Genomic DNA, 26,756 nt, shown 5'->3' on the forward strand with positions numbered 1-26,756 from the left:
GATGCCTCTGAAGAAACTCGGCCTTGCCGCCATCCTTTCTCTCGCTGCCCTGCCGGCTCTCGCGCAGACGCAGACCGTGCGCATCGGCGCCACACCCGGTCCGCACGCGCAGATCCTGGAAGCCGTGAAGCCGATCGCGGCCAAGAAGGGCATCGACATCAAGATCGTCGAGTTCTCCGATTACGTGGTGCCGAACACGGCTCTGGCCGGCGGCGACATCGAGGCGAACTCGTTCCAGAACCAGCCCTATCTCGACAACCAGGTGGCCGACCGCGGCTACAAGATCGAGAGCGTGGCGCTTACCGTGAACTTCCCGATCGGCATCTACTCGAAGAAGCACAAGAGCCTCGACACCCTGCCGAACGGCGCGACGATCTCGATCCCGAACGATCCGACCAATGGCGGCCGAGCCCTCATCCTTCTGCAGGACAAGGGCCTCATCAAGCTGAAGGAAGGCACAGGCTACAAGCCGACGCCTCTCGACATTACGGAAAACACCAAGAAGCTGAAGTTCGTCGAGATCGAGGCCGCCCAGGGTCCGCGGGTGCTCGCCGATGTGGACGCCGCCGTCATCAACACCAACTACGCGACCTCAGGCGGGCTCGACCCGGTCAAGGATCCGATTGCCCGTGAGAACCCGAAGGGTCCGTACGTCAACATCATCGCCGTGCGCAGCGAGGACAAGACCAAGCCGTGGGTGAAGGCGCTGGTCGAGTCGTATCACACCCCTGAGGTGAAGGCGTTCATCGAAGAGAAGTTCAAGGGCTCGGTTCTGACTTCCTGGTAAGCACCATTCGCTTCACGCCTTCCCACAAGGTCGGGCCATTGGCCCGGCCTTTTCGTTTTTGACGACCAGGCACCGTCGTCTTGACAAAGAAGTCGGCTAAGCTTCCCATCTGCATGGTCTTCAAAAATGGCTCGGTCCAGGATGGCCGGTGCCCGGGAGGAAACGCATGCGACTTTCATTGATGGGCCTGGCGTTCACATCGGCGCTGTGCGCGGCAAGCGGTGCCGCGCAGGCTCAGGCACCGCTCACCATCTACTGCTCCATTCTCGAGGAGCAATGCCGCGTCGGCGTTGCGGCCTTCGAGAAGGCGACCGGCGCCAAGGCGACGATGGTGCGCAAGAGCACCGGCGAGACCCTGGCACAGATCAGGGCCGAGGCCTCCAACCCGCGCGCCGACGTGTGGTGGGGCGGACCTGGCGATTCCCATATTCAGGCAGCGGAAGAAGGGCTGACGGTCGAGTACAAGTCACCGAAGATTTCCGAGCTGCACGACTGGGCCCAGCGCTTTGCAGAGCAGGCGAAGTATCGCGCGACGGGAACCTATCTCGGCGCCCTCGGCATCGGCTACAACACGAAGGTGCTCGCAAGCCGCGGTCTGCCGGAGCCGAAATGCTGGGCGGACCTGCTCGACCCCAAATACCGCGACGAGGTGCAGGTGTCCGATCCGAATTCCTCGGGCACGGCTTATGTCTTTCTGGCCTCCCTCGTGCAGCTCATGGGTGAGGACAAGGCCTTCGACTACATGAAAGGCCTGCACAGGAACGTCAATCAATACACCAAGTCGGGCGCCGCTCCCGTGAAGGCCGTGGCCTTGGGAGAGACCGGTATCGCCATCGCCTTCATGCATGACATGGTGACGATGATCGCCGACGGCGCTCCCGTCAAAACTCTCGCGCCCTGCGAAGGCACGGGCTACGAGACCGGCTCCATCTCGCTCGTGAAGGGCGGCAGGAACACGGAGACGGCGCAGAAATTCGTGGACTGGGCGCTCTCGGCCGAGGCGCAGAAGCTCGTTGGCGCCGACATGAAGATCTACTCCATCGCGTCGAACAAGAACGCACCCGTATCGCCGGACGCGCCGAAGCTCTCCGAGATGAAGCTGATCAACTACGACACGGCCAAATACGGCTCGGTGGCCGAGCGCACGCGCCTGCTCAAGAAGTGGGACGCCGAGGTCAAGTCGGCGCCGAGATAGCATCGAAAGGATGAGGTCTCAAAACAAGGCCGGGCCTTTCGCCCGGCCATTGTCCTTACTGCTTCACTTCTGCCTGGGCTCCTTCAGGTTCTTCCCGGCCGTCACGAGGCTTCCTGCCCTTTTCGCCTTCACGGCTTCGAGGAGCGTCCAGGCGGCGTTGCGCACCTCGTCCTGTACGGCCGTATCCTGATCGAGTTCCTCGTGGCTCGTGGCATAGGGCTTCCAGTAGCCGATATAGCGGTCGAGTTCCGCTGCGCCTCCCGCCGGTATGAGATCCATGGCGCGCAGCCAGTCGGACAGGCTGCGGCGAACGTCGCCGGCCCCCTCCGCGTCGCCGTGCACGATGACGGAGAAAAGCCGGCCCTCAAGGTGCTTGGGATAGTCCCAGCCCTTGAGCTCCATATCCTTGGCGATGTCGGTCTTCTTGCCCTGGGTCGAGGTCGGGTCCGGATTGCCGCCATCGGCGCAGACGAGCCGGTCCATCATGAGCTTCAGAGGGGAGGAGACCTGGTACCAGTTGACCGGCGTGACGATCATTACCCCGTGAGCCTCAACCCATTTCGGATAGATCTCGTTCATCCAGTCATGGATCTGCCCCAGCGAGTAATTGGGGTAGCAGGAGCACGGCCAATGGCACAAAGCCGCCGCCGTTGAGAAGCAGGCCTTGCACGGGTGAATGTGGCGGCCGTATTCCGAGGTAAGCCGGCTGAGTTCAAGCACCTCGACTTCGGTGTCCTCCGCGCTCGCAAGAACCTGTTGGGCGATGTCCACGAGACGGTAGCTCTTGGACATCTCGCCCGGGCATGTGTGTTCGCTGCGGGAGGAGGCTATGATCAGGAGGAAGCGAGACGGACCGTTCGCGTCCTCATGCCGCTTCTGTGCCATGTCGATGGCGCCCCTGGCGGCGATCCAGTCGGCCGCGAGATCGTAATCGGGATCGGCGAAGCCAGGGCCGGCCTTGCGGGTCTTCGGGCTCTTGCGGTGATGGCTGTAGGCATCCCAGGCTGCATCGGTGATCCGCTGCAATTCGGGCGAAAGGGGCTCGAAGGCTGGATCCTGAAACTGCTCGAGAAATCTCCTGCGGAACTCGCTTTCATCGAGGGTCGGATCGGGCGTGCCCTTCCGTGCTTCTGGAGTGGACAAGGCGCAGCTCCTGCGTGGCGGCGTGGTTGCCAAGCCTGGAACACAAGGTATCCATGCCGGTTCCGGAATGGCTCCCGACTCGAGCCATCACACTTTGCTTATCGGTTTTCAGCCCTACCTCCCTGCCGCACGATCAACGGAGCAGCCGATGTCGACCACACCCACGATCCGCCTGAACGATGGAAGCGCGATGCCGCAAGTAGGCTTCGGCGTCTGGCGGGTCACCAACGAGGAAGCCAAGAGCGCTGTCGCAGGGGCCATCCAGGCAGGCTACCGCTCGATCGATACCGCTTCCATCTACGGCAACGAAGAGGGTGTGGGAGAAGCCATTCGCGCCACCCCTGTGGCGCGCGAAGAGCTCTTCATCACGACCAAGGTCTGGAACGACCGTCAGGGATATGACAGCACCCTTCGGGCATTCGATGAAAGTCTGGCGCGCCTGAAGCTCGATTATGTGGACCTTTACCTCATTCACTGGCCTTTGGTGGGAAGCGAGGCATACCGCGATACGTGGCGCGCGCTGATCGAGCTGCAGCAGGATGGACGTGCAAAATCCATCGGCGTCTCCAACTTCATGGTGCCGCACCTCCAGCGTCTGATCGACGAGACCGGCGTGACGCCTGCCGTCAATCAGATCGAGCTGCATCCCCGCTTTCAGCAGAAGGCGCTGAGCGCCTTCCACGAGGCGAACGGCATTGCCACGGAATGCTGGGGGCCGCTCGGCCAAGGCAAAATCCTTTCGGATGAAACCTTCGCGGCCATCGGCCGCAAATACGGCAAGACACCCGCCCAAGTCATCCTGCGCTGGCATCTCGACAACGGCTTCATCGTCATTCCGAAATCCGTGACGCCGTCTCGCATCAGCGAGAACATTGACGTGTTCGACTTCGAACTCGATGCGGACGACATGCGCGCCATCGAAGGATTGGACAGCCCATCAGGCCGCGTCGGTCCGGACCCGGCGGTGTTCGCCTGACCGACAGGAAGAGGCGCTACAGGCGGCTCTTCGCCGGGTCGCCCGGCGTATCGAACTGCCTGTAGATGGCTTCCGCGATCGGCAGAAGCTGCGCGCGGTCTATCTTGGCCGTGACGACATAGGACAGGCCGTTGTCGATCCAGGAAAACGCCGACACCTCGGCCTCGGACTCGAAGCGGAATGACGTCTGCCCTTCGGTCCCGCCGGAGCGCGCGTAAAGCGTGAGACGGTTGCCGCCCGTATTCTCGTACATGAAGAGAGCGGCCGCCTCGCCGTTGTCCGGGAGAAGCCGCCCCCCGATGAGACGATAGCCTTGGGCCGTGAGGTTTGGAGCGGCCAGAGGCTTGCCGACGCGACGCGACAGCCATTGCACCAGATGCGCCTCCTGGTCCGCCGGCACCTCGACCGGGTGCAGGCGCTCGCTCACATAAATGCGGTGGGCCGCCATGGCATTTCCCGCAACGCTTGTCCCCGCGAAGCGACCTGGGCCAGAAGACCACCAGATCCCGCCCGCCGCTCCCAGGACACTGCCGATGAGGAGCCAAGCCATGGCGGCCGCAATGGCGGCAGGACGGGTTCGCGACGGACGCGATTGCGCGGCCATGAGATTGGCAATCCGAAGGCGTGAGGGAATAGGCTCCGCGGCCTTGAAGGCCAATCGGGCCCGCATGGCCTCGCGCAATTCCATCTCGTGCTTCACCTGGTCGGCCAGGGCGGGATGGTCCTCCAGATAGGCTCTGATCGCCTCACGTCGCGACGAGGCGAGCCTGCCGTCCACGAAAGCCTGCAGATCGTCTTCTCCGATGGGTCGCTCGCCCGTCACTTCACTCTCCTTAAGGCGGTGCTACGCCCGTTCTCCATGAATTCTCTTAGTCGCGCCCGCGCCCGGCTCAACCGCGACATAACCGTTCCGAGCGGGATCCCTAGAACCTTCGCGGCCTGCTCGTAGGACAGGTCTTCGACCCCCACCAGCAGCAGAAGCGAACGCTGCTCCTCGGACAACGCATCCAGCCCTGTGAGAACGTCGCGCAGGCCCACATGACCCTCGGGGCTCGCCCCAGGCGCCTGAACGTCGTTCAGAGCCTCCTCCCCCACCTGAGTTCCGCGCGTCCTGCGCTTCCTGATGCCATTGAGGAACAGGTTGCGCTGGATGGTGAAGAGCCAGGCTCTCAGGTCGCCCTCCTGGCGGCGCTGGCTCCACCGGCTGATTGCCCGCTCCAGGGTGTCCTGGACGAGGTCGTCCGCAGCCTCGTGATCGCGCAGCAGGGCCCAGGCATAACGCCTCAGGGCTGGGATCTGCGGTTCGAGAAGGGAGGCGATCTCGTCCAAGGTCGGTTCTCAAGCTAGGGCATCATTCAAGGATGAACCGTCGATCTCGGCAAGTCTCAAGGCATCGCAACATGCCAGACGTTGTTGACTCCGTCGCCCGTGACCTCTCCGGGCTTCGTGTCCTTCACCCAGAGATAGAGCGGCTTGCCTTTGTAGGCCCATTGCTTGGCTCCGTCGTCGCGGGTTATCACGCTCCAGTCGCCGGAGGCGGATGCATTCCCCGCGGCCATGAGCGGGGGCCAGTTCTGGGCGCATTGTCCATTGCAGGCCGACTTGCCGGCCGTGTCGCGATCGAAGGTGTAGAGGGTCATGCCCTTGGCGTCGACGAGGGCCTTGCCCTTGCTCGTGTCTGCGATCTTCGCAGGAGCGGCGGTCTGGGCGAGAGCGCTGGTCTGGGCAAGAGCCACGGATGCGGCAGCGAGGGCTCCGGCCAGGATGGCAGGGCGCAGAATGTGTCTCATGGGTGTCCTCCAAGGTCAGGTGTGACCACAACCTCTAGGACACGAAGCAGAGCTCCTTATTCCTGCAAGATTGCGGATTCGTCCGCAATCTCATCGACCCATGGGGTGAAACCGCGCCGGATCGTCGAGGGGTTCGCGCAGTTCGATCCGGTGGCGTCCGTTATCGCGGATCTGCGCCGTCCGATAGGTTCCGTCCAGATCGTCCTGCGGCGGCTGGATGATATCGACGTCGGCCTCGACAAGGCGCCTCACCTCGCGGTCGACATCCGGCACGAGCAAGCTGACGACGGGCGCATTGGTCGCCTGGACCGCTGCCGTCGCCTCGGGCTCCTGCTGGAGGATGTGATCCGCCTCGGAAATCTCGAGAAGGAAGCCGCTGCGCTCCAGCACCGCCTTGCGTCCTGCCACGAGGCTTTGGCTGCCGAGCAGCCTGAAACCCAGCTTGTCCTGGTACCAGCCGACGCTCTCGTCGAAATCTGGCGTGCGGATCGAAGCCGAGCTCGGACGAGGGTCGGTGTCGGCCGCCGCCGCTGACGCGGCCGAGAGGCCGAAGCAGGTGATGATGAGCTGTGCCGCAAGGAGAACCTGCCGCAGGCTCCACTGCCCCTTCAAACGAATCGATTGTCCTGCTCTCACGTCACAGCCCTCGCTTAGCCAGCTATCGCTTAGCCGTATACACATGAACGCGCGGCGCGGCAGATCGTTTTGCGACGGGCGGGCTGGTCGAGGCATGCAGCCAGGTCATTCCTGGATGAGCTTGAGCAGCAGAGCGGATAATTGTCCGGCTTCCTTATCGGTGAGCTTCGCGCTGATGAAGCGGTTGATCGCCGCGCCGTAGACACTCCACATCCGCCATTGAAGAGCCTTGCCCTCCTCGGTGATCTCGATCAGCTGGCGCCGCTTGTCGCCCGGAAAGGGGATGCGGCGCACCAGACCTTCGTTCTCCATGCGGTCGAGAAGCCTGGACAGATTGTACTGCTCGAAAAGGCCAGCCTCCTCGATCTCGCGCGGTGTGAGCCGTCCCTCCGGCCCTCGCTTGAGTTCAAGCAGCACATCGTACCAGTGCAGGGACGGGAAGCCGGCGGCCTTCAGCTCCGCCTCGATCCGCCCCACCACCGTGCGCTCCGCCCGGATAAGACGTCCCCAGGCCTTGATGACGGCAGCAGATGGCTCCGGGGGTGATTCTTGCATCGCGGCAAACCTTCCTTGTTTTTAATGCAACTGCATTGAGATTGACAGGTCTATGCAGTTGCATCAGATATATATGCACTTGCATGGAGATTTGCAAATGACACACGCTCAGCCTACCAATTCCGACTATGCCGCGTTGCTTCTCAGGGTCTCTCTGGGGATCATGTATATCGCCCACAGCCTTATCCTGAAGTGGATGACTTTCACTCTGGCCGGGACGGCACAGTACTTCGAGTCTCTGGGCCTACCGGCCTTCCTGGCCTATGCCACCTTCTGGGCCGAGCTCATCGGCGGCATCCTGCTCGTCCTCGGCGTCCAAAGCCGCTGGGTGGCGCTCGCACTGCTGCCTGTTCTGTTCGGCGCAGCCTGGGTCCATATCGGCAATGGCTGGGTCTTCTCGGCCCAAGGCGGCGGCTGGGAATATCCGCTTTACCTGATCGTACTCTCCGTTGCACAAGCCCTTCTCGGCGATGGGGCTTATGCCCTGAAGCCCTCTCGTCCGCTGGCGCTCGCCCCCGCGACCACATCCCTCAAGGCTGCGGCCTGATCCTCTTCAACCCTGGAGAACACCCATGAAGCTCTATTACTATCCGGGCGCCTGCTCGCTCGCGCCTCACATCGTGGCCCGCGAGGCCGGCATCGCCATCGCGCTCGAGAAGGTGGATCTTGCCAACCGCACCACCGAAACCGGTGCGAATTTCCTCACCGTCAATCCGAAGGGCTACGTTCCGGCCCTCGGCCTGCAGGACAATTCCGTGCTCACCGAGGCCAGCGCCATCATCCAGTATCTGGCCGACAGCCAGCCCGAGAAGAACCTTGCCCCGGCCCCGGGCAGCATGGACCGTTACCGCCTGCTGGAATGGCTCGGCTTCATCAGCACCGAGATCCACAAGGGCTTCGGCCCTCTGTGGAATCCCGCCACGCCGGACGCCGTGAAGGCCGCCACGAAGGAGCGTCTGGCCAGCCGCTTTGCCTATCTCGACGAAGCGCTCGCCAAGCAACCCTTCCTCCTAGGTGACAGGTTCACCATCGCTGACGCCTATCTCTTCACGGTGGTGAACTGGACCAACTTCCACGGCATCGACATCTCGCCGTTCCCGAACCTGCAGGCCTTCCAGGCCCGCATCGCCTCCCGCCCGGCCGTGCAGCAGGCGCTCGAGGCCGAGGGCTTGGTGAAGAAGGCAGCGTGAGCCTCATCTAAAGCTGCTGCAGACAACAAAAAAGCCCCGGAGAAATCCGGGGCTTCTTCTTTTCGGGTTGTGCGAGGACTTAGAAGTCCATGCCGCCCATGCCGCCCATGCCGCCGCCCGGCATCGCCGGGGCGCTTTCGCGCTTGGGAGCCTCGGCAACCATGGCCTCGGTCGTCACGAGCAGGCCGGCAACCGAAGCCGCGTCCTGCAGAGCGGTGCGGACCACCTTCGCCGGATCGACGATACCGGCCTGGAGCATGTCCACGAACTCTTCCGTCTGAGCGTTGAAGCCGAAGGTGTCCGACGAGGTGTTGTCGTTGATCTTGCCGACAACGATGGAGCCTTCGACGCCGGCGTTCTCGGCGATCTGGCGGATCGGAGCCTCAAGGGCGCGCAGCACGATCTTGATGCCGGCCTGGACGTCCGGGTTGTCGGTCTTGAGCTTCGCAACCGCACCCTTGGCGCGCAGCAGAGCCGTGCCGCCGCCGGGAACGATGCCCTCTTCCACCGCAGCGCGGGTGGCGTTCAGAGCGTCGTCGACGCGGTCCTTCTTCTCCTTCACCTCGACCTCGGTCGCGCCGCCGACGCGGATCACCGCGACGCCGCCTGCGAGCTTGGCGAGACGCTCCTGCAGCTTTTCACGGTCGTAGTCCGAGGTGGTCTCCTCGATCTGCGCCTTGATCTGCGAAACGCGAGCCTCGATGTCGGCCTTCTGGCCGGCGCCGTCGATGATCGTGGTGTTCTCCTTCTCGATGCGGACGCGCTTGGCGCGGCCGAGCATCGGGAGCTGCACGGTCTCGAGCTTGATGCCGAGGTCCTCAGAAATCGTCTGACCGGCGGTCAGGACGGCGATGTCCTCCAGCATGGCCTTGCGGCGGTCGCCGAAGCCCGGCGCCTTGACGGCCGCGATCTTGAGGCCGCCACGCAGCTTGTTGACCACCAGCGTGGCCAGAGCCTCGCCTTCCACGTCCTCAGCGATGATGAGGAGCGGCTTGCCGGTCTGAACGACAGCCTCGAGGATCGGCAGCATGGGCTGGAGCGAGGAGAGCTTCTTCTCGTGGATGAGGATGTAGGGATCCTCGAGCTCGGCCACCATCTTCTCGGCGTTGGTGATGAAGTACGGTGAGAGGTAGCCGCGGTCGAACTGCATGCCTTCCACAACGTCGAGCTCGGTCTCGGCGGTCTTGGCCTCCTCGACGGTGATGACACCCTCGTTGCCGACCTTCTGCATGGCATGGGCGATCATCTCGCCGATGTCCTTGTCGCCGTTGGCGGAAATCGTGCCGACCTGGGCGACCTCGTCGGAGGACTTCACCTTCTTGGCGCGGGACTGGATGTCCTTCACGGCCTCGGCGGTGGCAAGATCGATGCCGCGCTTGAGGTCCATGGGGTTCATGCCGGCGGCAACCGCCTTGGCGCCCTCGCGGACGATGGACTGGGCCAGAACCGTTGCCGTCGTGGTGCCGTCGCCGGCGATGTCGTTGGTCTTCGAGGCCACTTCGCGCACCATCTGGGCGCCCATGTTCTCGAACTTGTCGGCGAGCTCGATCTCCTTGGCGACGGTGACGCCGTCCTTGGTGATGCGGGGAGCCCCGAAGGACTTCTCGATCACCACGTTGCGGCCCTTGGGACCGAGCGTGACCTTCACCGCGTCGGCGAGGATGTCGACGCCGCGCAGCATCTTGTCGCGAGCATCGGAAGAAAACTTAACGTCTTTGGCAGCCATGGGCTTAGCCTCCAGTTAAATTGGAAAATATGTAATGGGCCGTGGGCTTGATCAGCCGACGATGCCCATGATGTCGGATTCCTTCATGATCAGGAGATCCTGACCGTCGATACGCACCTCGGTGCCGGACCACTTGCCGAACAGGACGCGGTCGCCGGCCTTCACATCGAGAGCAGCAACCTTGCCGTTCTCATCGCGGGCGCCGGGGCCGACGGCGATCACTTCGCCCTCTTGCGGCTTCTCCTTGGCGGTGTCCGGGATGATGATGCCGCCGGCCGTCTTCTCTTCGGCTTCGATGCGGCGGACGACAACGCGGTCGTGCAGCGGACGGAACTTCATGGAACTTCCCCTTTGACTGTTGGTGCAGCCCCTGTGGCCGCACCCTGGTCTCTCGGCTGTTAGCACTGTTCGTTGACGAGTGCTAACGCTGGCGGCGAGATAGGCTTAAGCCGAGAGGGAGTCAAGACGCCCGCCTCAAGGCAAGGCTCAGAAAGAGGTCTTGACGCCCTATAGAGGCAGGTCATGATCTTTTCATGACCGATCTTGAAGCCATTGGCAGGAGCTGCTTTGCCCTCCACGCCCGCATGACGGCGCGTCTCCTGAGCCGTTGCTACGAGGCGGCTCTTCGCCCCTTGGGCCTCAAGCTGCCCCAATTCGGCATCCTGGGCGCCATCGGGCACGGAACCACTGCATCCGAGACCGTGCTCGCCGAGCGGTTGGGGCTGGAGCGCACCACCCTCGTGCGCAACCTGAAGCTTCTGATCCAGAACGGCTGGATCGAGCCCGTTCCCGGTGAGGGACGCGGCCTGCGGCACAGGCTGACCCCTGCAGGGGAGGCCATCCTGGAGGCCGCCATTCCCCTCTGGCAGCAGGCTCAGTCCCAGGTGGAGGCTCGGCTTGAGAATGTTGAAGGAGAGGAAGCCCGCAAAGCCATGCGCGCCCTGAGAAAGGCCTCCCATTCCTCATAAAAGCCATTGCAGGATGTTGTTCCTTCCCATACCGTGTATCTACACATATGGGAGAGCACGATGCTTGAGCGGGTTCATGGAATCGTATCGCGGGATGTTCTGACGGGCGAGCCGGGCCTCGCCTTCCTGCGCGGGATGCTGGAGGGCCGCTATCCGGCACCTCCCTTCTCGCGCTCGACGAACGTCTACATGACCCATGTGGAAGAAGGCCGCGTCACGTTCGAGGGTGAACCGACGGAAAGCTTCTTCAACCCGCTCGGAACCATTCATGGCGGCTGGACCTCGGCCATTCTCGACAGCGCCATGGCCTGCGCCGTCCACACGACCCTTGCGGCAGGCCAGGGCTATACGACGGTCGAGATGAAGCTGAATTTCGTGCGCCCGATCCTGCCGGGCACCGGCAAGGTTACCTGCGAGGGTGTTCTGATTCACCGTGGAGGGACACTTGCCACCTCGGAGGGCAAGCTCTTCGATGCCAAGGGCCGCCTTCTGGCCCACGGCACCGAGACCTGCATGATCTTCAGCGCGGCGGCCAGCAAGGCTGCTTAGCGCTTGGATGTCAGCATGGCTGCGGCAACGATCAACAGGCCGCCGCCAAGGGTCGCCCAGGTCGGAATTTCGCTGAATACCCCGTAGCCAATCAGCACCGCCCAGATGAGAGCGGTGTATTCGAGCGGAGCCAGACGCGCCGCCTCGGCCTTGGCATAGGCCGTGACCATGAGCATGTGGCCCATGAAGCCCAGCGCCCCCATGAGCATGAACCAGCCCAGGTGCATGAAATCGAGCGGCTGCCAGACGAAGAGCGCGAAGGGTGCCACCAGAACCGCCGGACCGATGTTCTGAAAGACCACGATGTGCAGGAACTTGTCGCGCTGGGCCCGCTGGCGCAGCAGGACAAGGCTGAGCGCATAGGTCACCGCCGATGTCAGCGCTGCGGCGACACCCGTCCATGACCGTGCGGAATTCGCTTCCTCGGTCTGTCCTAAGACGACGATGAGCGTTCCGGCGAAGCCGATGGCGATGGCCCCGATGATCCGGATATCCACCCGCTCCTTCAGCATCAGGAGCCCGAAAAGGGCGATGAACATAGGCGAGAGAAAGGACAGGACGAGGGTCTCGGCCAAGGGCAGCTGGCCCAGCGCATAGAAGAAGCTGACGGCCGTGACGACGGCGATGACGGACCGGAACGCGTTGGCGATCACCGTCTCGCGGCTCGGCCAGCCGGGCCGCATGACGGAGACGACAGCGGCCACGATGAGAGAGCCGCAGGCGAAGCGCAGGAAAGCCACCTGGAAGATCGGGTAAAAGGCGGCCATTCCCTTGATGACCGCATCCATGATGGACAGAACCGCGATGCCCGAGGCCGCCCGCAGGGCGGGACCGAATTTCATGATGTCACGACGATGTGAAAAGCAGCGTCCGGGATGAGCGCCGTCGAAGCGAAGGCTCTTACAGCACTTTCCTTGAGGCTTCATCCTTCTTTTCATCAGATCGACAGGAAAGCGATCCTGGGCCTCGCACTTAAATTCATGCGAGCTTGGCGGAAACAAAAGCCGCGCTTGCCGTTTACTCTGCAAAACACAGCTATAGGACACTTCAATGCGTGCTTGGATCCCTTGCTCTGCAATGCTTTTGGCCGCCCTCCTGCCGGCTGCGGCCTCGGCCCAGCCGATGGGCCGCGCCGGACAGTTCTACGGCAACACCTACATCACCTCGGAATACGACAACTACCCCTACGCTCGGGCCCAGGACGGATATGTGGAGGATTATCCCCTCGTCACGCGTCCTTCGTCCAGGTCCCAGGTCTATCGCAGCGAGCGCACCACGGGCTATCCGTATGACGTGCGCTCCACCGGCAGCGTCGTCGCCTCCCTGCCGCAGGACTACGGGAACGGCACGGGCTACGACAACAGCATCGATTATGCCATCTCTCCGGAATTCCAGCGTCAGATCGTGTCCTACCGGGGCAACGAGCGTCCGGGCACGATCGTGGTCGATACCAGCAACAAGTTCCTCTACCTCGTGCAGGACGGCGGCCGCGCCATCCGCTACGGCATCGGTGTCGGCCGCGAGGGCTTCGAGTGGAGCGGACGCCAGACCGTTTCCATGAAGCGCGAATGGCCGTCCTGGCGTCCGCCGGCAGAGATGATTCGCCGCCGCCCCGACCTTCCCCGGTTCATGGAAGGCGGCCCTGACAACCCGCTCGGCGCACGCGCCCTTTATCTCGGCTCCTCGCTCTACCGCATCCACGGCACCAACGAGCCGCACACCATCGGTCAGGCCGTCTCCTCCGGCTGCATCCGCATGCTCAACGAGGACGTGGTCGACCTCTACAACCGCGTGAAGGTCGGAACGCAGGTGATCGTGATCTGATCGCACAAAGGCGGGATCACAGCTCCTTACGATGGCCGGGCTCAAGCCCGGCCATTCTCTTTTCAGATGCTCTGCCGACAGGTCATGGATGCAACCGCTCTCGCCGGGATGGCGCTGGACCCAACAGGCGTGCTGATGATCGATCTGTTCTCGAACCGGGCCGATCACTGAAGCAAAACGCCCGCCATGTGGTGGGCGCTGTGATCGACCGGAGGAGCTCTTTTAAGCCCAATCGCCCGCGTCACCGCCATCGCCGCCGAAATCGGCGAAGTCCTGACCGGAATCCTGGCTGCCCTGATCCTGGTAGAGCGAATCCGTGATACCCGCATTGCCGGCGTCCGTCGCCTGATCAGCGCCTCCGAGGCCGGCCGCAGACGCCACATCGCTCACCGGATTGTTGTCGCCGCTGAAGGCGCTCGTCAGGGCGTTGGCGATCATCATGCCGCCGGCAACGCCAGCCGCCGTCGAGAGCGCCGTTCCCAGGAACCCGCCTCCGCCGCCGCGCTGCATCATGCCACCGCCCCACGGGCCGGGCGCGCCGCCCATCATGCTGCCGTGATGTCCGCCATGGTGCTGGTGGGGATGATGGGACTGGGTATGGCCCCAAGGCGAGGCCTGACGGGCCGGCGGGGTGTTGTAGGCTGGTCCGGGCGGGCGGGAGCCACCGCCGAAGATGCTGGAGAGAAAGCCGCCCTGCTGCGGCCGCCGGCTTGCCTGATCGAGTTCGGCGCGCAATTGCTCGTTTTCTGCTTGGAGATTGGCGAGCGCCTGTTCCTGTACGTAGACCGCCTGGGCCATCGCGTAGGGCGCGTAAGGCTGCTCGCGCAGCTTCTCGGCGATGAGGCGCTCGGCCTCGGGATCACGCGGCTGGTTCGCCACCTGTTCGAGCCGTCGGAAGATGTCGCTGATGACCTGGCGTTCCTGATCGTTCATGGCAAGCCTCCTGCAAGGAATGTTGGAGACAGATGTAAGCATGGCCATCGGGTTTGTTAGGGGTGCGCGAGGCCGATCCTGCGCATATTCCTCAGGGCCCCTGGCGCGATGGCTTCCAGTTCCAGAAGGTCGCGCCACTCGGCCCCATGCACCTCCCGCAGATCGGGCCGGATGGCAGCACCATCCTCGGCTCTCACCATATAGCGGATGTCGTGGTGCCAATGCTCGGGCTCGCCTCGCTCCGAACGGGCGGGAATGCGGTGGCTGTCGATGTCGACGGGAAGACCGAATGCGCGATGCCACGGATCGATCGTGAGCCCCTCCATGCCAGTCTCCTCCACGGCCTCGCGCAGGGCCGAGACCGCCAGATCTTCCGGTGCCTCGTAATGCCCGCCGGGCTGCAGCCAGCGTCCAAGGGAGCGGTGATGGATCAGCAGGACCCTTCTTCCGGTTCCATCAAGGATGAAGGCCGATGTCGTGACATGGCCAGGAAAAGTGCGGCGGGAATGGATGTCATCGCCGCTCGCGATCTGCCGCCGCAGGAGAGCATGGCTTTCCTCAGGCACGCCGAAGGCTCTTGCGTGCCCATCCAGAAGCGTCCCGATATGCACTCGGAAGGTGGCAGGATCGAAGCTCAGGGGCGAGTCAACCACTGCCGACTAACCTTGCATGAGCTTGGCGAAGGCGTCCTTGTGATCGGGATGCCAGCGCGACAGGGGCTGACGATTCTCGATGATGTCCTCGGCGGCCCAGCGGATGCGCTTCTCGTCCATCTCCCGCGTGGTCTCGTTGTCCGGGCACAGCACATAGAAGTCGCCCCGCTCCAACGCCGACAGCAGGAAATCGATGACCTGTTCGGGAGCCCAGGCACCGGCGGGCTTCTCCGTCACGCCTCTGGCCTTGGTGAAGCCCGTATAGACGAAGCCCGGGATGAGCAGGTGCGCCGTCACCCGGCAATCGGGCGCGTTGCGCAGCTCATGCGCCAGCGCCTCGGTCATAACCTTCACGCCGGCCTTCGATATATTGTAGGCCGTATCGCCCGGCGGCGTGGTGATGCCCTGCTTCGAGCCGGTGTTGATAATGGCGCAAGGGCTCCCCTGCTCGATCATGGCATGAGCGAAAGCCTGAACGCCGTTGATCACGCCCCAGAGGTTCGTTTCCAGAATGGCCCGCCAGCGCTGCGGATCACCAAAGATCTGCCCGCCGCCCTCTGTGCCGGCATTGTTCATCAGCACGCCGACTTCGCCGAAAGCCGCATAGACAGTGCTCTTCAGGCGCTCGACATCCTCGCGCCGGCTCACGTCGGCTGCGATGGCCAGAACGTTGTCCGGATTGCCGGCAACGCCTGCCACCTCTTCGGCACTTCGCCGAAGAGCCTCGCCTTCGAGATCCGCCAGACAGATCCTCATTCCTAAACTCGCGAAGCGCTTTGCAGCCGCAAGCCCGATGCCGCTGGCGGCTCCGGTGATGACGGCAACGCGACCGGGGGTGATTGCTGGATGCTGGGCCATCGCTACGATCCTTGGGTTCGGCCTCGAAGCCGATGAGATTCCGTGACGGACCCAAACTGGGGTACCTGGGACCATTCGCCAAGGCGCGTCGCGCATAGGAGGCATGCGGCCGCGAAAAAAGAAAAGCCCCGCATTGCTGCGGGGCTTTGGAGGTATGCTGGTTACTCAGCGTCAGGCGACTTGAGCGGCCGGACGTTGGTCTCGACCTCTTCCTCGTCGAGGAGGGAGGGATCGTCCTCCTGCGTGTCGAGGCGGGTTTTCTTGCGCAGGGCCACGTACTTCTTCTGAATCTTCGTGCGGCTCTCGCGGGCGATCTCAAGGGCGCCCTGGATGAGGGACCGTTCGGCCTTCTCGTTCTGCAACTCTTCCGTGAGGCGGCGGTTGGCGGCCTCAAGGGTGCTGCGATCCTGCTCGAAGCGCTTGGTGATCTGGTCGATCCGCTCGGAAAGGCTAGCCACCTTGTTGTCGGAGCTTTCGATCTGGAAGTCCTTGGCCGCAATGGCCTTGCCCAGCATCTCGACCCGCTCCTGCAGCTCGATGCGCGAGCGCTGGAGCTCGTTGACCATGGCGACCTGACGCTCGACCTCCTGCTGGGTCGCCTCCAGGCGACGGTCGAGGGTGTTCTTCTCGATGGTGGCCTCTTTCAGGGAACGCTCGACGCCGCGCAGGGCCTCGTTCTTGTCGCGCAGCTGGTCGCGGGTATGGGCCAGGATCTTGTCGGTGGCCGAAAGACGCGAGGTCAGGCCCTCGATCTTCATGTCGAGCGAGGAGAGGTCGGTCTGGTGGGCCGAGCGCTCGGAATCGATCTGCGTTTCGAGACGCTGGCGCAGCACCTGCTCGGCCATGAGCTTGGTCTCGAGCTCGGAGGCGCGCTGGCGCGTGGATTCGAGCTGGGTTTCCAGCTCGCCATAGCGGTTGCCAAGGCTGGAGAGGCGGTAGTTTTGTTCCTCGGCCACCTTCTGCAGGCGCTTCACTTCATGGTCACAAAGGCCGTTGCGGCGTTTCCGTTAGACAGAAAATCCCGAAAGGATTTCCTATGGCTGCATGAGGTCAGCCGATCTGCGCCTGTTGATTCGGGAAGGTGAGCGACCTGCGTCGCGGCAGTTGGTCAGCAAGGAAGAGCCGATTGCCGCCCGCGATAATCGCATGGCGTCCATCCAACAGGAGATCGACGAGCGGATGGTCAAGCTCCGCGAGATGCAGGACTCGCTCTGGATCGCCTGTTGAAGAAAAAAGGCGGGCCGTGACGCCCGCCTTCATGGTCTGTTGTCCCCTGACTGGCTTTAGGCCAGCACGTCAACGACCATCTTGGTGCTGGCAAGATACCTGCCAGTGTCCTTGTCGAAGGCTTGCAGTTCGAAATCGAACTGGCCTGCGCCGAAGCTGTAAGCCTGAACGCCTTCCGTCACCGGGTCGATGTCGATGGCGTTCCTGATGAAGCCAAAGCCGTAGTTGAGCGAAGCCTGCCCGTTCACATCGAGCGGGGTAGCGTATTCAACCATGTTCCGGCCTGCGGTGGCATCAAGGTCGATCAGCAGCTTGAAGTTGAAGGCATCGTCCTCGCCTGCTGCAAGGATCGTCGCCGCCACATCAACACTCCAGTCTGCGCGGTTGGCGTTGTCCGGGGATGCGCCCGCGCTCACGGCGTAATGGGCCACACCGTCAACTAAGGTCGGAGCATTCAGCGTGTCGCCGCCGTTCGGGCCGAACTCCTTGGCCTTAATGGCAAGTTCCACGCCTGCACCTTCATGGCGAGTGATCACCATCTTGGCGGCGCTGTTAGCGGTGCCAATCTTCAGATCATCCGTGCCAGCTTTCTGCGCCCGCTCGTCGGCCATGCCGAAATAGCTGTCGGTCCAGTCGGAGCGATCCCAACCCTGATCGTAGTCGTACGCCCGCACCTTATCGTGCGCCGCGCCACCGACATCGGATTGGTTGCCGCTGAACACGCCGCGCTGGAAGATGTCGCTGTTGCCCGTGGCTTCGATGCGGGCGAGCAGGTCCGCGCGTTCCTGTGTGCCCACAGGGAATCGGCTGTCGAAATCAACCGGATTGAAGTTGCCGAGAAGGTTGTCGTGAATCGACTGATCACGGGTCGCGTTCGATTTGCCGGTGAACTCCGTCAGGGGCTCACCACCGGCCTTCAGGTACTCCAGATATTCGACACCAAGCTTGATGAAGGCGACGTTGATCTGCGTGTTGTAGTAGGAGCCGGTCGAATAGACTTCGTCATAGGCGTCCCACATCAGCTTGAAGTAGTCGGCCTTCGACCCATTGACCGTGTCGAGCACACTGCCGAAGTTGATTCCGTCGAGGTTGACGTTCTGGCTCACGCCCGTGCCCGGTACCGCCTCAGAGATCGTGACGCCAGTCACATCGAGGTCGCCTGCGCCCTTGAAGGCATAGGATTTGCCGTCGAGATACGAGGCCGCCATCGTCACGTTGGCGTTGGCATCCTTGATGTCGAAGGTCTTGACCGACGCCCGTTCGTCTTTGGTCAGGACCGTGGTTGCCCCATCGGCGAAGTAGATTTTAACCCTGCCGTTGGCAAGGGTTTCAAAGCTGTAGTCGCCGCTGTTGTTGAAGGTCAGAACGCCGTTCGCCAGCGTCACTGGCTTAATGCTCGCCATTTATTTCCCCTTATGTCGCCTTTCGACGTGCGAGGTTTATAAGTCAGGAATAGGAGGAAGTATCTAGTCCATAGGTGTCAAGGAAAGCCCTCCGAAGAGGACCGTGTAGCTGTCGCTCATTTAGCGGGTAATAGTCGCAATTGTCGGTGCGACTTTTCTGTTAAACGGGATTTCTGAGAACACCCTTATTTTCGCATGGGGTCATGCACGTCTGCGCCCGTGGATTCGCGCAATTGATGGCCTGTGTCGCAACAAGTCTCCCCGTTGCTCATAAGCAAGAACACCCCGTCGCCGCCTTCGTCACTGAAGAGCACGTGGGCAACTTGCTCATGCCTCCATATAGGAAAAGGCCCCGGATCACTCCGGGGCTCTTCCGCCTTAGAGAATGTAGAAGTCCTTGTTGGTCAGCGACAGGTTCTTCGAGATCGTCGCGAACGCCACGCCAGCGCCTTTGCCTGAACCGTCAGCGTCATAATAAAGAACACCGCTGTTCTTGTCGTAGATGATCCGGTCATCCTTGTCGTGGGCCTTGCCGGTGTTGTTTGACCAGAAGGCACCAGACTTCAAGGTGCCGTTGGAGCCCACCTTGAAGTATTTGTTCTCCAAGTAGATCGTGTCGTCAACGACCCGGAAGTCCTTGATGGCATCCTTGTTGGTGCGGGCATTCGCCTTGGTGTCGAGCACAAATGTGTCCTTGCCGGAACCACCCCAAAGCTGGTCGTTACCAAGCCCGCCATAGAGCTTGTCGTTGCCGCTATCGCCATAGAGCTTGTCGTTGCCGCCGTAGCCATAGAGCTTATCGTTGCCGCCCCGGCCCTTGATGACGTTGATGACATCGTTGGCCTTGATGGTGTTGCTGCCGTTGCTGCCCGTGAAACTAACTTGTGGTGGCGTGACAACAGGAGGTGTCACCGGAGGCGTGACCACTGGATCGGTCGGTTCAGAGTGGAACAGGTCATCAAAGCTGACTGTCCCATCGTCAAATTTGAAGCTCTCAACGTTGGATACCAAAGCAAGCATCCAGTTGCTTTTGATCAGCGCTGATCCATCGGCATTCTTCGTCGCAGTGAATTTATCACGATCACCAAAGATGATGACGGTATCAACTCCAGCCCCGCCGTTGATTGTGTTGTTGCCAACACTACCTGTGATCACATTGTCGGCAGCATTGCCATTCCCGACAAAATCACCAGTGCCTCCATGGTTCAGGTTCTCGATATTGTCGGCAAGAGTGTAAGCGATCCGCGCGCCGGTCTCACTGTAGATGGTGACCGTGTCGCTGCCTTCGCCCGCCAGTTCAACGATGGCGTCCACCGCACCGGCATCAATCATGTATGTGTCGTCGCCCGCACCACCAATGAGCGTATCAGCGCCTGCGCCTCCCCATAGCGTGTCGTTGCCGACATTGCCACGAATCAAGTTGTTGAGATCATTGCCCGATCCAGAGAAATTGCTGCGCCCGTCGTATACGAGGTTTTCGACATACTTGAGATCGTATGAATACGAGTACGGACCACTACCTGAGCCATATTCGTCCAAACCTCCATAGACGCGGTCAATGCCTTCTTCGGCTTCACCGAACAGGATGATGGTGTCATTGCCGCCATTCTCCCGCTCGTCGACGCCACTGGTGTGACGGACCCGATAGGTGTCGTCACCCTTGCCACCCGTGAGAATGTCGAAGTCCCACTCGCCATGGCCACCCACAAGCGTGTCGCTGCCATCGCCGCCGACGATCATATTCTGATCACCGTTTCCGACGCCGTAGAAGTTTCCGTGGCCGGTGTAGACCAGCACTTCGACGTTGTCGCCGAGGGTGTATTCGTTGAGAGACGTGTTGACCGTATCTAAATTCCAGTAATCGTCTGCGTTAGCTTCGACGATCCTGTCGCCGATGTTATCAACGATGTAGGTGTCCCTGCCCGTGCCTCCGATGAGAGTATCCGCGCCCGCGCCGCCATCCAGCGTGGTCTCTGCCCCCGTGGTCACAGTCAAAACATTGTTTTGGCTGTTCCCAAATGCATGGAAGTCACCGTATCCAACATATGTCAGATTTTCCACGTTCTCAGATAGCTGATACGTCGTCACTTGGTCCGGGGTAAAGGATGCATGAACTTCTACCGTATCCGTGCCTTGCCCTATCCCTTCGATGATGATGTCGCCAGCGCTAACCACATACGTGTCGTCGCCAGCCCCACCATTCAGCGTGTCAACGAAGCCGTCCCCACTGGAAGTGCCATTCATCATAACCCCATTAGCGATGAGGCGGTCATTACCGGCACCACCGTCGAGGCTATCTGCGCCGCCATTGCCATTAAGCGTGTCGTTACCGTCAGCACCCACTAGCGTGTCGTTCTTAAAGCCGCCCGTGATCGAGTTATCGAGACCATTGCCGATACCAACGAAGCTTTCGCCTGAGATCATATCGTACCGCAGGTTCTCGATATTTGACCCAAGGCTATACTCATGGGCGCTCGTGACGATGGTGTCCGTGCCCCCATTTTCTTCCTCGATCACATCGTCCGCCGAAACAACGTTCATGTAAACGTCGTCACCGGCTCCGCCGACGAGGGTGTCGTTCCGCACCCCATCCACGTCGGTTATCTCGCCGGTTCCACCATTCAGCGTGTCGTTCCCGTCGCCGCCGTTGAGATAGTCCTCACCGGAGAAACCCATCAACTGATCGTTACCTCCAAAGCCATAGATCGCGTTGGGGCCGCTATAGTTTCCGCTGACCGTATTGTCGCTGGCGTTGCCGTTGATGGTCGTCATGGAAGCATTTGTGTAGACGTTCAGATTCTCGACATTGGCCGGGATCGTGTAGGTTTTCGAGGGCGGCGTTACCGGGCCAGTCTCGCCAAAAATCGGCAGGTATTCACTGATAGAGATGGTGTCGATGCCGCCGTTCACTTCCTCGATGATAACGGAGTTTCCGTTCGGGACTTGGTAGGTGTCGTCGCCCGCGCCACCCCGCAACGTGTCAATACCGCCTCCGCCGATCAATGTATCTCGCCCAGCAGAGCCAGTAATTTGATCGTCGCCGCTCGTCCCCTGCAATTGCCCTGAACCAGTGATATTAGCCAATTTAGCCCCCAAAGTAACAAAGTAACTTGCAAACAGGTCTATGCGAGGGCCAAGCTAATGGAAGCGTGGGCCTCGTCAAAGGACTACCTCGGACGATCAACACGGTTTCGCATGACTATTTTGGGGAATGCCGTGCCGTTGGTCGGCAAGCATTTGCGCTCATCCAGTCGCGCAATTTGCGAGCGCAAATTTGATGTGTTCTGGTCAAGCAGGCCATTGCGTTCGCGGGTCTCGATGAGCTCCCGTTCGGCGCGGGCGACCGTCTGGTCGGCCTCCTGGGCTTCAAGGCGCAGGGCCTGGTTCTCTTCCGTGATGTTGCGGGCCCGCTCAGTCTCGATGGCGAGCTGGTTCTCCAAGTCGGCGACGATGGCTTCCTTGTCCTTCACGTTCAGGCGCAGGTCCTCGATGAAGCTGTCCTGCTCGCGGAGCTTGGACTCCGCCTTCCGCAGTTGGGAGACCGCCGCATTCAGGTCGTCCACCGTGCGGGCATGGAGGCTGCCGAGATCCCCTAACTCCCGGCGCAAGCTCTGAGCGGTCTCGGTTTCCTGCTTGAGCACCGCCTCGGTCTCGAGCAGCCGCGACTGAAGCTGCGGATAGCTACGGATGAGTTCGGTCACCGGCTCGTTCAGGAGGGCAAAATCCTCCTTGAGGCTGCGGATCTCCTCGAGCCGGTCGATCATGTTGGCGAAGCGGACGCGGATCAGCTCGTTCTTCTGCCCGACCGAATCGAGCGAGCCGTTTGGGCGAACGACGATGGTCTCCCCCTTTGCCGGGGGAGCGGCTGGAGAGGCGGCGGGAGTTTCAACACTCTCCTCACCCTGAGGCAGGTGAGCCGAATGGCCCTCGTCCTGCTTCTTGCCGAAACGGTTTCTGAAAGACGTCCATCCCGAAGACATGGTGCCGGCCCTTGCGCCCTGAAATTCATACTTTCCTAACTTTTAACCCAGACGGGTGCAGTTTGGAAATAAAATTTCGTTGCGTAAGAGTGTAGCAGCCTCACTCTGCCGCCATGGTTAATGGCTGACCGGAACGCTTGCCGAAGCCTGCCGCCTCTAGGGTTTCCGGCATCGGGCCTCCCGTTGCCCAGTCGAGAAGCTCGACCGTATGCACGATAGGAATTTCGGTGCCTTTCCCGATCTGGGTCATACAGCCGATATTGCCCGTCGCGATGAGGTCGGGCCTGGTGCGCTCGATATTGGCGACCTTGCGGGCACGCAGCTGAGCGGCGATTTCCGGCTGGAGCAGGTTGTAGGTGCCGGCCGAGCCGCAGCAGATATGCCCTTCGGGCACATCCTTCACGGTAAAGCCCGCCTTCTTCAGCAGGGTCTTCGGCTCGGTGCGGATGGCCTGTCCATGCTGCATGGAGCAGGCGGAGTGGTAGGCCACCACGAGATCCGACTCCCGCACCGGCTCCATGAGCGTCAGGGACGTAACATATTCGGTGACGTCCTTGGCGAGGGCTGAGACCCGGGCCGCCTTCTCGGCATAATCCGGGTCTTCCCGGAACATGAAGCCGTAGTCCTTGATCGTGGTGCCGCAGCCGGAAGCCGTGATGACGATGGCGTCCAGCCCCTCTCCGTCCATTTCGGCGATCCAGGCGTCGATGTTGCGCTTGGCGAAGGCATGGCTGTGCTCGTCCCGGCCCATGTGGTGGACGAGCGCACCGCAGCACCCCTCCCCCTTCGGCTGGACTACGTCGACGCCATGGCGGTTGAGAAGGCGGATGGCCGCCTCGTTGAAGCCCGGCTTGAGCACCGGCTGGGCGCAGCCGGACAGGATGGCCACCCGGCCCCGCCGCTCCCCATGGGCCTTGTAGGTGCCGGGCTGATCGAGAGGTGCGCGGGGCGGCACCCGCACGGGCGCCAGTTCGATCATGGCCTGCAGGCGGTTGCCCAGCAGCGGCAGCGCACCGATGAGGCCCTTGAGGGGCTTGGCCAGAATCGCGGCGCCCAGCGCGAAGCGGAAGCGGTTCGGATAGGGCAGCACGGTGGCGAGAACCCACCGCAGGAGCCGGTCGTGCCAGGGCCGCGTGTAGGTCGCCTCGATATAGGCGCGGGCATGATCGACCAAATGCATGTAATGCACGCCGGACGGACACGTCGTCATGCAGGACAGGCACGAGAGGCAGCGGTCGATGTGCTTGACCACCTCGGGAGACGCGGGCTTTCCGCTCTCCAGCATGTCCTTCATCAGGTAGATGCGCCCGCGTGGCGAGTCGAGCTCATCCCCGAGGAGCAGGTAGGTCGGACAGGTGGCGGTGCAGAATCCGCAATGGACGCAGGTGCGGAGAATCTTCTCCGACGCCGCCATGGCGGGATCTTTCAACTGATCGTTCGTGAAATTGGTTTGCATGACGGATCAAAAATACTTTCTGCCAAGTGCCGCTGTCAGATTACGCCCTTTGCACACGGTCGGGCACCCATTGATTAAATTCCCGCATACATCCGGCCCGGATTGAGGATACCGGCCGGATCGAAGGAGGTCTTGATGCCGCGGGTTAGAGCCATCAGCGACTCGGATTGCGGCTCGAACACGTCGAGGGTCGAGCGCACCTCGGCAGGCGCACGCACGAGGGTAGCGTGGCCGCCGTAGGTTCTGGTGGCTTCGCGCACGACGGCGGCACCCGCATCGCCGTCGATCGCCGCCGAGATCCAGAGAAGCCCGCCACCCCAGTCGTAGAACCACTGCGCATCGAGCGATTGTGAAACCTGGCCGACGAGGTCGGGGCCCTTCGTCGGCGCGGTGGACACGCGCCAGATCGCGCGTTGCCCCTGATCGGTCAGGATCGTTGCGTCCCGCACCGACTGCCAGAGCGCCTCGGCGCCCACGCCTTCAAGAATATCCATGAACCGGAAGCGCTTCAGAAGGCGCTTGAGCTCGTTCATGCGATAATCGACGGAGACCCGGAATCCTTCGAGCCGGATCAGCGTGCTGCCGCCGCGCCGGTCCCGGTCTGGAAGATGCGCCGCTCCCGTCACGTCGAAGGGCGAGCCGAGGGCCATCGACAGAGCCTCGATGGCCTGCTTGTCGTCGAGGCCCCGTATGACAAGAGTCGCCATGCGCTCCGGCTTCGGGAGCACCTTGAAGGTGACCTCGGTGAGGAAACCCAGGGTGCCCCAGGAGCCTGCCATGAGCTTCACGAGATCGAGGCCGGTGACGTTCTTCATCACGCGGCCGCCGGACTTCACCACCTCGCCGCGTCCGTTGACGAAGCGCACGCCGATGAGGCTGTCCCGGGCCGCCCCCGCCATGATCCGGCGCGGGCCGGAGATGTTCATGGCCGCAATCGCCCCGATGGTCGGATCCCCCCTGGTGCCGAGGATCGACCGATAGTCCATCGGCTCGAAAGGCAATTCCTGTCCCTTCGCAGCAAGGACCCGCAGGACCTCCAGGACCGGCGTTCCGCTGCGGGCGGAGATGACGAGTTCGGCCGGCTCGTAGAGGGTGATGCCCGCCATGTCGGCGGAAGAAATCGAGGCATCGGTCTGGTTCGGCCGCCCCATGGGCGCCTTGGTGCCGTTGCCGGAGACGTTCAGAAGCGTGCCCTTGTCGGCGGCATCGCGGATGATGACGGAAGCGTCCTGCTCGTCGCGGGGAGTGTGAACTGACATGTCGCTCATCGTTCCCCTCCCCCTTGCGGGGAGGGGTAAGGGGTGAGGGTCGGACGACCGGGTGAGAGATGTTGTTTTTTGAACACCGGTATCAACCTTGTGCCTCGGTTCATGATGTTGGCGCTTTGACTTTTCGACCCCCACCCCGGTCGCTGCGCGACCACCCCTCCCCGCAGGGGGAGGGAAGCTCAAGCAGCGAATCTTCCTTCGAGCGGAAACACTTTTGCGGGGTTGAGCAGCCAGCGCGGGTCGAACACGCCGCGCACGCGCATCTGCTGCTCCAGATCGACGGGGTTGAACTGGTAGGTCATGAGGTCGCGCTTCTCGATGCCGACGCCATGCTCGCCGGTGAGGCAGCCGCCGACCTCGACGCAGAGCTTGAGGATATCCTCCCCCGCCTTTTCGGCCTTCTCCATCTCGCCCGGCACATTGGTGTTGAACATGACCAGCGGATGCAGGTTACCGTCACCCGCATGGAAGACGTTGGCAACGCCGAGCCCGTAGGACTTCACGATCTCGTCGATGCGATTGAGCACGAAGGGCAGCTGGCCTGTCGGGATCGTGCCGTCCATGCAGATGTAGTCGGCGACGCGGCCCGTGGCCCCGAAGGCCGATTTGCGGCCCTTCCAGATCGCCGCGCTCTCGGCCTCCGATTGCGATACCTTCATGGTCTTCGGCTTGAACGGCTCCGCGATGGCGACGATGCGGCGGAGCATGTCGTCGATCTCCTGGTCCGAGCCCTCGACCTCGACGATCAGCATGGCCTCCACATCGAGGGGATAGCCTGCATGGGCGAAAGCCTCGCAGATCTGGATCGCTGGCCTGTCCATGTATTCGAGCGCCACCGGAATGATTCCAGCAGCAATGATCGCCGCCACGCAGGCGCCGGCATCCTCCGCTTTCTCGAAGCCGAAAAGCGCAGGCCGTGCGCCTTCCGCCGCACGCAGGATCCGAACAACGGCCTCCGTGACCACGCCGAGCTGGCCTTCCGAGCCGCAGACGAGGCCGAGAATGTCGTAGCCTGCGGCATCGAGATGCTCGCCGCCGATCTCCACCACCGTCCCGTCGAGGAGCACCATGGTGACCCCGAGCAGGTTGTTGGTGGTCACGCCATATCTCAGGCAATGGGCGCCACCGGAATTCATGGCGATATTGCCGGCGATCGTGCAGGCGAGCTGGCTCGACGGATCGGGGGCGTAGAAGAAGCCTTCATGGGCCACGGCCTGGCTGATGCCGAGATTGGTGATCCCGGCCTGCACGCGCGCCGTGCGCCCCTCGAAGCTGACATCGAGCACCCGGTTCATCTTGGCGACGCCGAGCACGATGGCGTCCTCCTGCGGGATGGCCCCGCCGCAGAGGGAAGTTCCGGCTCCGCGCGGCACGACCTTGACCCCATGATCGTGGCAGAAGCGCATGATGGCCGAGACCTCTTGCGTCGTGGAAGGCAGCACGACGGCGAGCGGCATCTGGCGATAGGCGGTCAGGCCATCCGTCTCGAAGGCCCGGCGCTCATCCTCCGAGACGATCAGGGCCTCCGACGCGACAAGGCGCCCCAGCCCCTCGATGATTTCCCTTCGACGCGCCAAAACAGCCTGGTCCGGTTTGGGAAATGCAATGGTCATGGAAGCCTCCTCAAGGAATCGCCGGC

Annotated in this window: 27 protein-coding genes and 1 pseudogene; 8 read left to right on the plus strand and 20 right to left on the minus strand. The window is 62.1% G+C overall.

The features are described from left to right. Position 1 precedes the first annotated feature (1 nt). On the plus strand, positions 2–787 hold the full coding sequence (locus AC0QTX_RS01080; RefSeq protein ID WP_474601960.1) for a MetQ/NlpA family ABC transporter substrate-binding protein: 786 nt from the start codon (positions 2–4) through the stop codon (positions 785–787). Between the two features lie 166 nt (positions 788–953). Next, positions 954–1,982: an ABC transporter substrate-binding protein gene (locus tag AC0QTX_RS01085; RefSeq protein ID WP_474601961.1), complete on the plus strand. Its 1,029-nt coding sequence runs from the start codon at positions 954–956 to the stop codon at positions 1,980–1,982. 63 nt (positions 1,983–2,045) lie between these two features. Here AC0QTX_RS01085 and AC0QTX_RS01090 read toward each other — a convergent pair whose 3' ends face one another. After that, positions 2,046–3,125, minus strand: coding sequence for a flavodoxin family protein (locus AC0QTX_RS01090; protein ID WP_474601962.1), 1,080 nt, complete (start codon positions 3,123–3,125; stop codon positions 2,046–2,048). 148 nt (positions 3,126–3,273) lie between these two features. Here AC0QTX_RS01090 and AC0QTX_RS01095 point away from each other — a divergent pair, with 148 nt between their 5' ends. Next, positions 3,274–4,101, plus strand: coding sequence for an aldo/keto reductase (locus tag AC0QTX_RS01095; protein ID WP_474601963.1), 828 nt, complete (start codon positions 3,274–3,276; stop codon positions 4,099–4,101). A 16-nt stretch (positions 4,102–4,117) separates the two neighbouring features. Here AC0QTX_RS01095 and AC0QTX_RS01100 read toward each other — a convergent pair whose 3' ends face one another. The 5 genes from AC0QTX_RS01100 to AC0QTX_RS01120 all read right to left on the minus strand — a co-directional run bounded on the left by AC0QTX_RS01100 (position 4,118) and on the right by AC0QTX_RS01120 (position 7,082). Continuing rightward, on the minus strand, positions 4,118–4,924 hold the full coding sequence (locus AC0QTX_RS01100) for an anti-sigma factor family protein (protein WP_474601964.1): 807 nt from the start codon (positions 4,922–4,924) through the stop codon (positions 4,118–4,120). Next, positions 4,921–5,430: an RNA polymerase sigma factor gene (locus AC0QTX_RS01105; protein WP_474601965.1), complete on the minus strand. Its 510-nt coding sequence runs from the start codon at positions 5,428–5,430 to the stop codon at positions 4,921–4,923. The genes AC0QTX_RS01100 and AC0QTX_RS01105 overlap by 4 nt, the downstream gene beginning before the upstream one ends. Before the next feature lie 56 nt (positions 5,431–5,486). Then, positions 5,487–5,891, minus strand: coding sequence for a COG4315 family predicted lipoprotein (locus AC0QTX_RS01110; protein ID WP_474601966.1), 405 nt, complete (start codon positions 5,889–5,891; stop codon positions 5,487–5,489). 90 nt (positions 5,892–5,981) lie between these two features. Next, on the minus strand, positions 5,982–6,503 hold the full coding sequence (locus AC0QTX_RS01115) for a VOC family protein (RefSeq protein WP_474601967.1): 522 nt from the start codon (positions 6,501–6,503) through the stop codon (positions 5,982–5,984). A 129-nt stretch (positions 6,504–6,632) separates the two neighbouring features. Next, positions 6,633–7,082, minus strand: coding sequence for a MarR family winged helix-turn-helix transcriptional regulator (locus tag AC0QTX_RS01120; protein ID WP_474601968.1), 450 nt, complete (start codon positions 7,080–7,082; stop codon positions 6,633–6,635). Between the two features lie 97 nt (positions 7,083–7,179). Here AC0QTX_RS01120 and AC0QTX_RS01125 point away from each other — a divergent pair, with 97 nt between their 5' ends. Both AC0QTX_RS01125 and gstA read left to right on the plus strand, forming a co-directional pair. Further along, positions 7,180–7,629, plus strand: coding sequence for a DoxX family protein (locus tag AC0QTX_RS01125; RefSeq protein WP_474601969.1), 450 nt, complete (start codon positions 7,180–7,182; stop codon positions 7,627–7,629). Between the two features lie 25 nt (positions 7,630–7,654). After that, positions 7,655–8,272 carry a glutathione transferase GstA gene (gene gstA, locus AC0QTX_RS01130; RefSeq protein WP_474601970.1) on the plus strand — a complete coding sequence of 206 codons (618 nt, stop codon included), beginning with the start codon at positions 7,655–7,657 and terminating at the stop codon, positions 8,270–8,272. 79 nt (positions 8,273–8,351) lie between these two features. On the opposite strand, the gene groL is transcribed toward gstA, so the two are convergent. Further along, positions 8,352–9,998, minus strand: a complete 1,647-nt coding sequence (gene groL, locus AC0QTX_RS01135; protein ID WP_474601971.1) for a chaperonin GroEL — start codon at positions 9,996–9,998, stop codon at positions 8,352–8,354. A 51-nt stretch (positions 9,999–10,049) separates the two neighbouring features. Beyond that, on the minus strand, positions 10,050–10,337 hold the full coding sequence (gene groES, locus AC0QTX_RS01140; protein WP_474601972.1) for a co-chaperone GroES: 288 nt from the start codon (positions 10,335–10,337) through the stop codon (positions 10,050–10,052). 194 nt (positions 10,338–10,531) lie between these two features. On the opposite strand from groES, the gene AC0QTX_RS01145 reads away from it, so the two are divergent. Next, positions 10,532–10,966: a MarR family winged helix-turn-helix transcriptional regulator gene (locus AC0QTX_RS01145; protein WP_474601973.1), complete on the plus strand. Its 435-nt coding sequence runs from the start codon at positions 10,532–10,534 to the stop codon at positions 10,964–10,966. Between the two features lie 60 nt (positions 10,967–11,026). Continuing rightward, positions 11,027–11,515: a PaaI family thioesterase gene (locus AC0QTX_RS01150; RefSeq protein ID WP_474601974.1), complete on the plus strand. Its 489-nt coding sequence runs from the start codon at positions 11,027–11,029 to the stop codon at positions 11,513–11,515. Here the strand turns inward: AC0QTX_RS01150 and AC0QTX_RS01155 are convergent. Continuing rightward, entirely contained in the window at positions 11,512–12,357 is an 846-nt protein-coding gene (locus tag AC0QTX_RS01155) for a DMT family transporter (RefSeq protein WP_474601975.1), read from the minus strand. The genes AC0QTX_RS01150 and AC0QTX_RS01155 overlap by 4 nt on opposite strands. A gap of 235 nt (positions 12,358–12,592) precedes the next feature. On the opposite strand from AC0QTX_RS01155, the gene AC0QTX_RS01160 reads away from it, so the two are divergent. Beyond that, positions 12,593–13,339 (plus strand): L,D-transpeptidase, encoded by a 747-nt coding sequence (locus tag AC0QTX_RS01160; protein ID WP_474601976.1) that lies wholly within the window; start codon positions 12,593–12,595, stop codon positions 13,337–13,339. Between the two features lie 222 nt (positions 13,340–13,561). Here AC0QTX_RS01160 and AC0QTX_RS01165 read toward each other — a convergent pair whose 3' ends face one another. The 11 genes and pseudogenes from AC0QTX_RS01165 to AC0QTX_RS01215 all read right to left on the minus strand — a co-directional run bounded on the left by AC0QTX_RS01165 (position 13,562) and on the right by AC0QTX_RS01215 (position 26,730). Next, complete coding sequence (locus tag AC0QTX_RS01165; RefSeq protein WP_474601977.1) at positions 13,562–14,272, minus strand: DUF2076 domain-containing protein; 711 nt, start codon at positions 14,270–14,272, stop codon at positions 13,562–13,564. A gap of 56 nt (positions 14,273–14,328) precedes the next feature. Beyond that, the gene (locus tag AC0QTX_RS01170; RefSeq protein ID WP_474601978.1) at positions 14,329–14,925 is read right to left on the minus strand and encodes an NUDIX hydrolase; all 597 of its coding nucleotides are present in this window, start codon (positions 14,923–14,925) and stop codon (positions 14,329–14,331) included. A 6-nt stretch (positions 14,926–14,931) separates the two neighbouring features. Further along, on the minus strand, positions 14,932–15,783 hold the full coding sequence (locus tag AC0QTX_RS01175) for an SDR family NAD(P)-dependent oxidoreductase (protein WP_474601979.1): 852 nt from the start codon (positions 15,781–15,783) through the stop codon (positions 14,932–14,934). Between the two features lie 161 nt (positions 15,784–15,944). Next, a pseudogene (locus tag AC0QTX_RS01180) lies at positions 15,945–16,775 on the minus strand (chromosome partitioning protein ParA); the annotation flags it as partial. A gap of 58 nt (positions 16,776–16,833) precedes the next feature. After that, a complete protein-coding gene (locus AC0QTX_RS01185; protein ID WP_474601980.1) occupies positions 16,834–17,043 on the minus strand; it encodes a hypothetical protein in 210 nt (69 codons plus the stop codon). 23 nt (positions 17,044–17,066) lie between these two features. Then, positions 17,067–18,413 carry a hypothetical protein gene (locus AC0QTX_RS01190; protein ID WP_474601981.1) on the minus strand — a complete coding sequence of 449 codons (1,347 nt, stop codon included), beginning with the start codon at positions 18,411–18,413 and terminating at the stop codon, positions 17,067–17,069. Positions 18,414–18,791: 378 nt separating this feature from the next. After that, positions 18,792–21,497, minus strand: coding sequence for a hypothetical protein (locus AC0QTX_RS01195; RefSeq protein ID WP_474601982.1), 2,706 nt, complete (start codon positions 21,495–21,497; stop codon positions 18,792–18,794). Between the two features lie 83 nt (positions 21,498–21,580). Next, complete coding sequence (locus AC0QTX_RS01200; protein ID WP_474601983.1) at positions 21,581–22,393, minus strand: hypothetical protein; 813 nt, start codon at positions 22,391–22,393, stop codon at positions 21,581–21,583. A 100-nt stretch (positions 22,394–22,493) separates the two neighbouring features. Next, the gene (gene glcF, locus AC0QTX_RS01205; protein WP_474601984.1) at positions 22,494–23,849 is read right to left on the minus strand and encodes a glycolate oxidase subunit GlcF; all 1,356 of its coding nucleotides are present in this window, start codon (positions 23,847–23,849) and stop codon (positions 22,494–22,496) included. A gap of 74 nt (positions 23,850–23,923) precedes the next feature. Beyond that, on the minus strand, positions 23,924–25,108 hold the full coding sequence (gene glcE / locus AC0QTX_RS01210) for a glycolate oxidase subunit GlcE (RefSeq protein WP_474602083.1): 1,185 nt from the start codon (positions 25,106–25,108) through the stop codon (positions 23,924–23,926). Between the two features lie 188 nt (positions 25,109–25,296). Further along, the gene (locus AC0QTX_RS01215; protein ID WP_474601985.1) at positions 25,297–26,730 is read right to left on the minus strand and encodes an FAD-linked oxidase C-terminal domain-containing protein; all 1,434 of its coding nucleotides are present in this window, start codon (positions 26,728–26,730) and stop codon (positions 25,297–25,299) included. Positions 26,731–26,756 lie beyond the last annotated feature (26 nt).

The sequence above is a fragment of the Microvirga sp. jy35 genome (assembly GCF_056148915.1).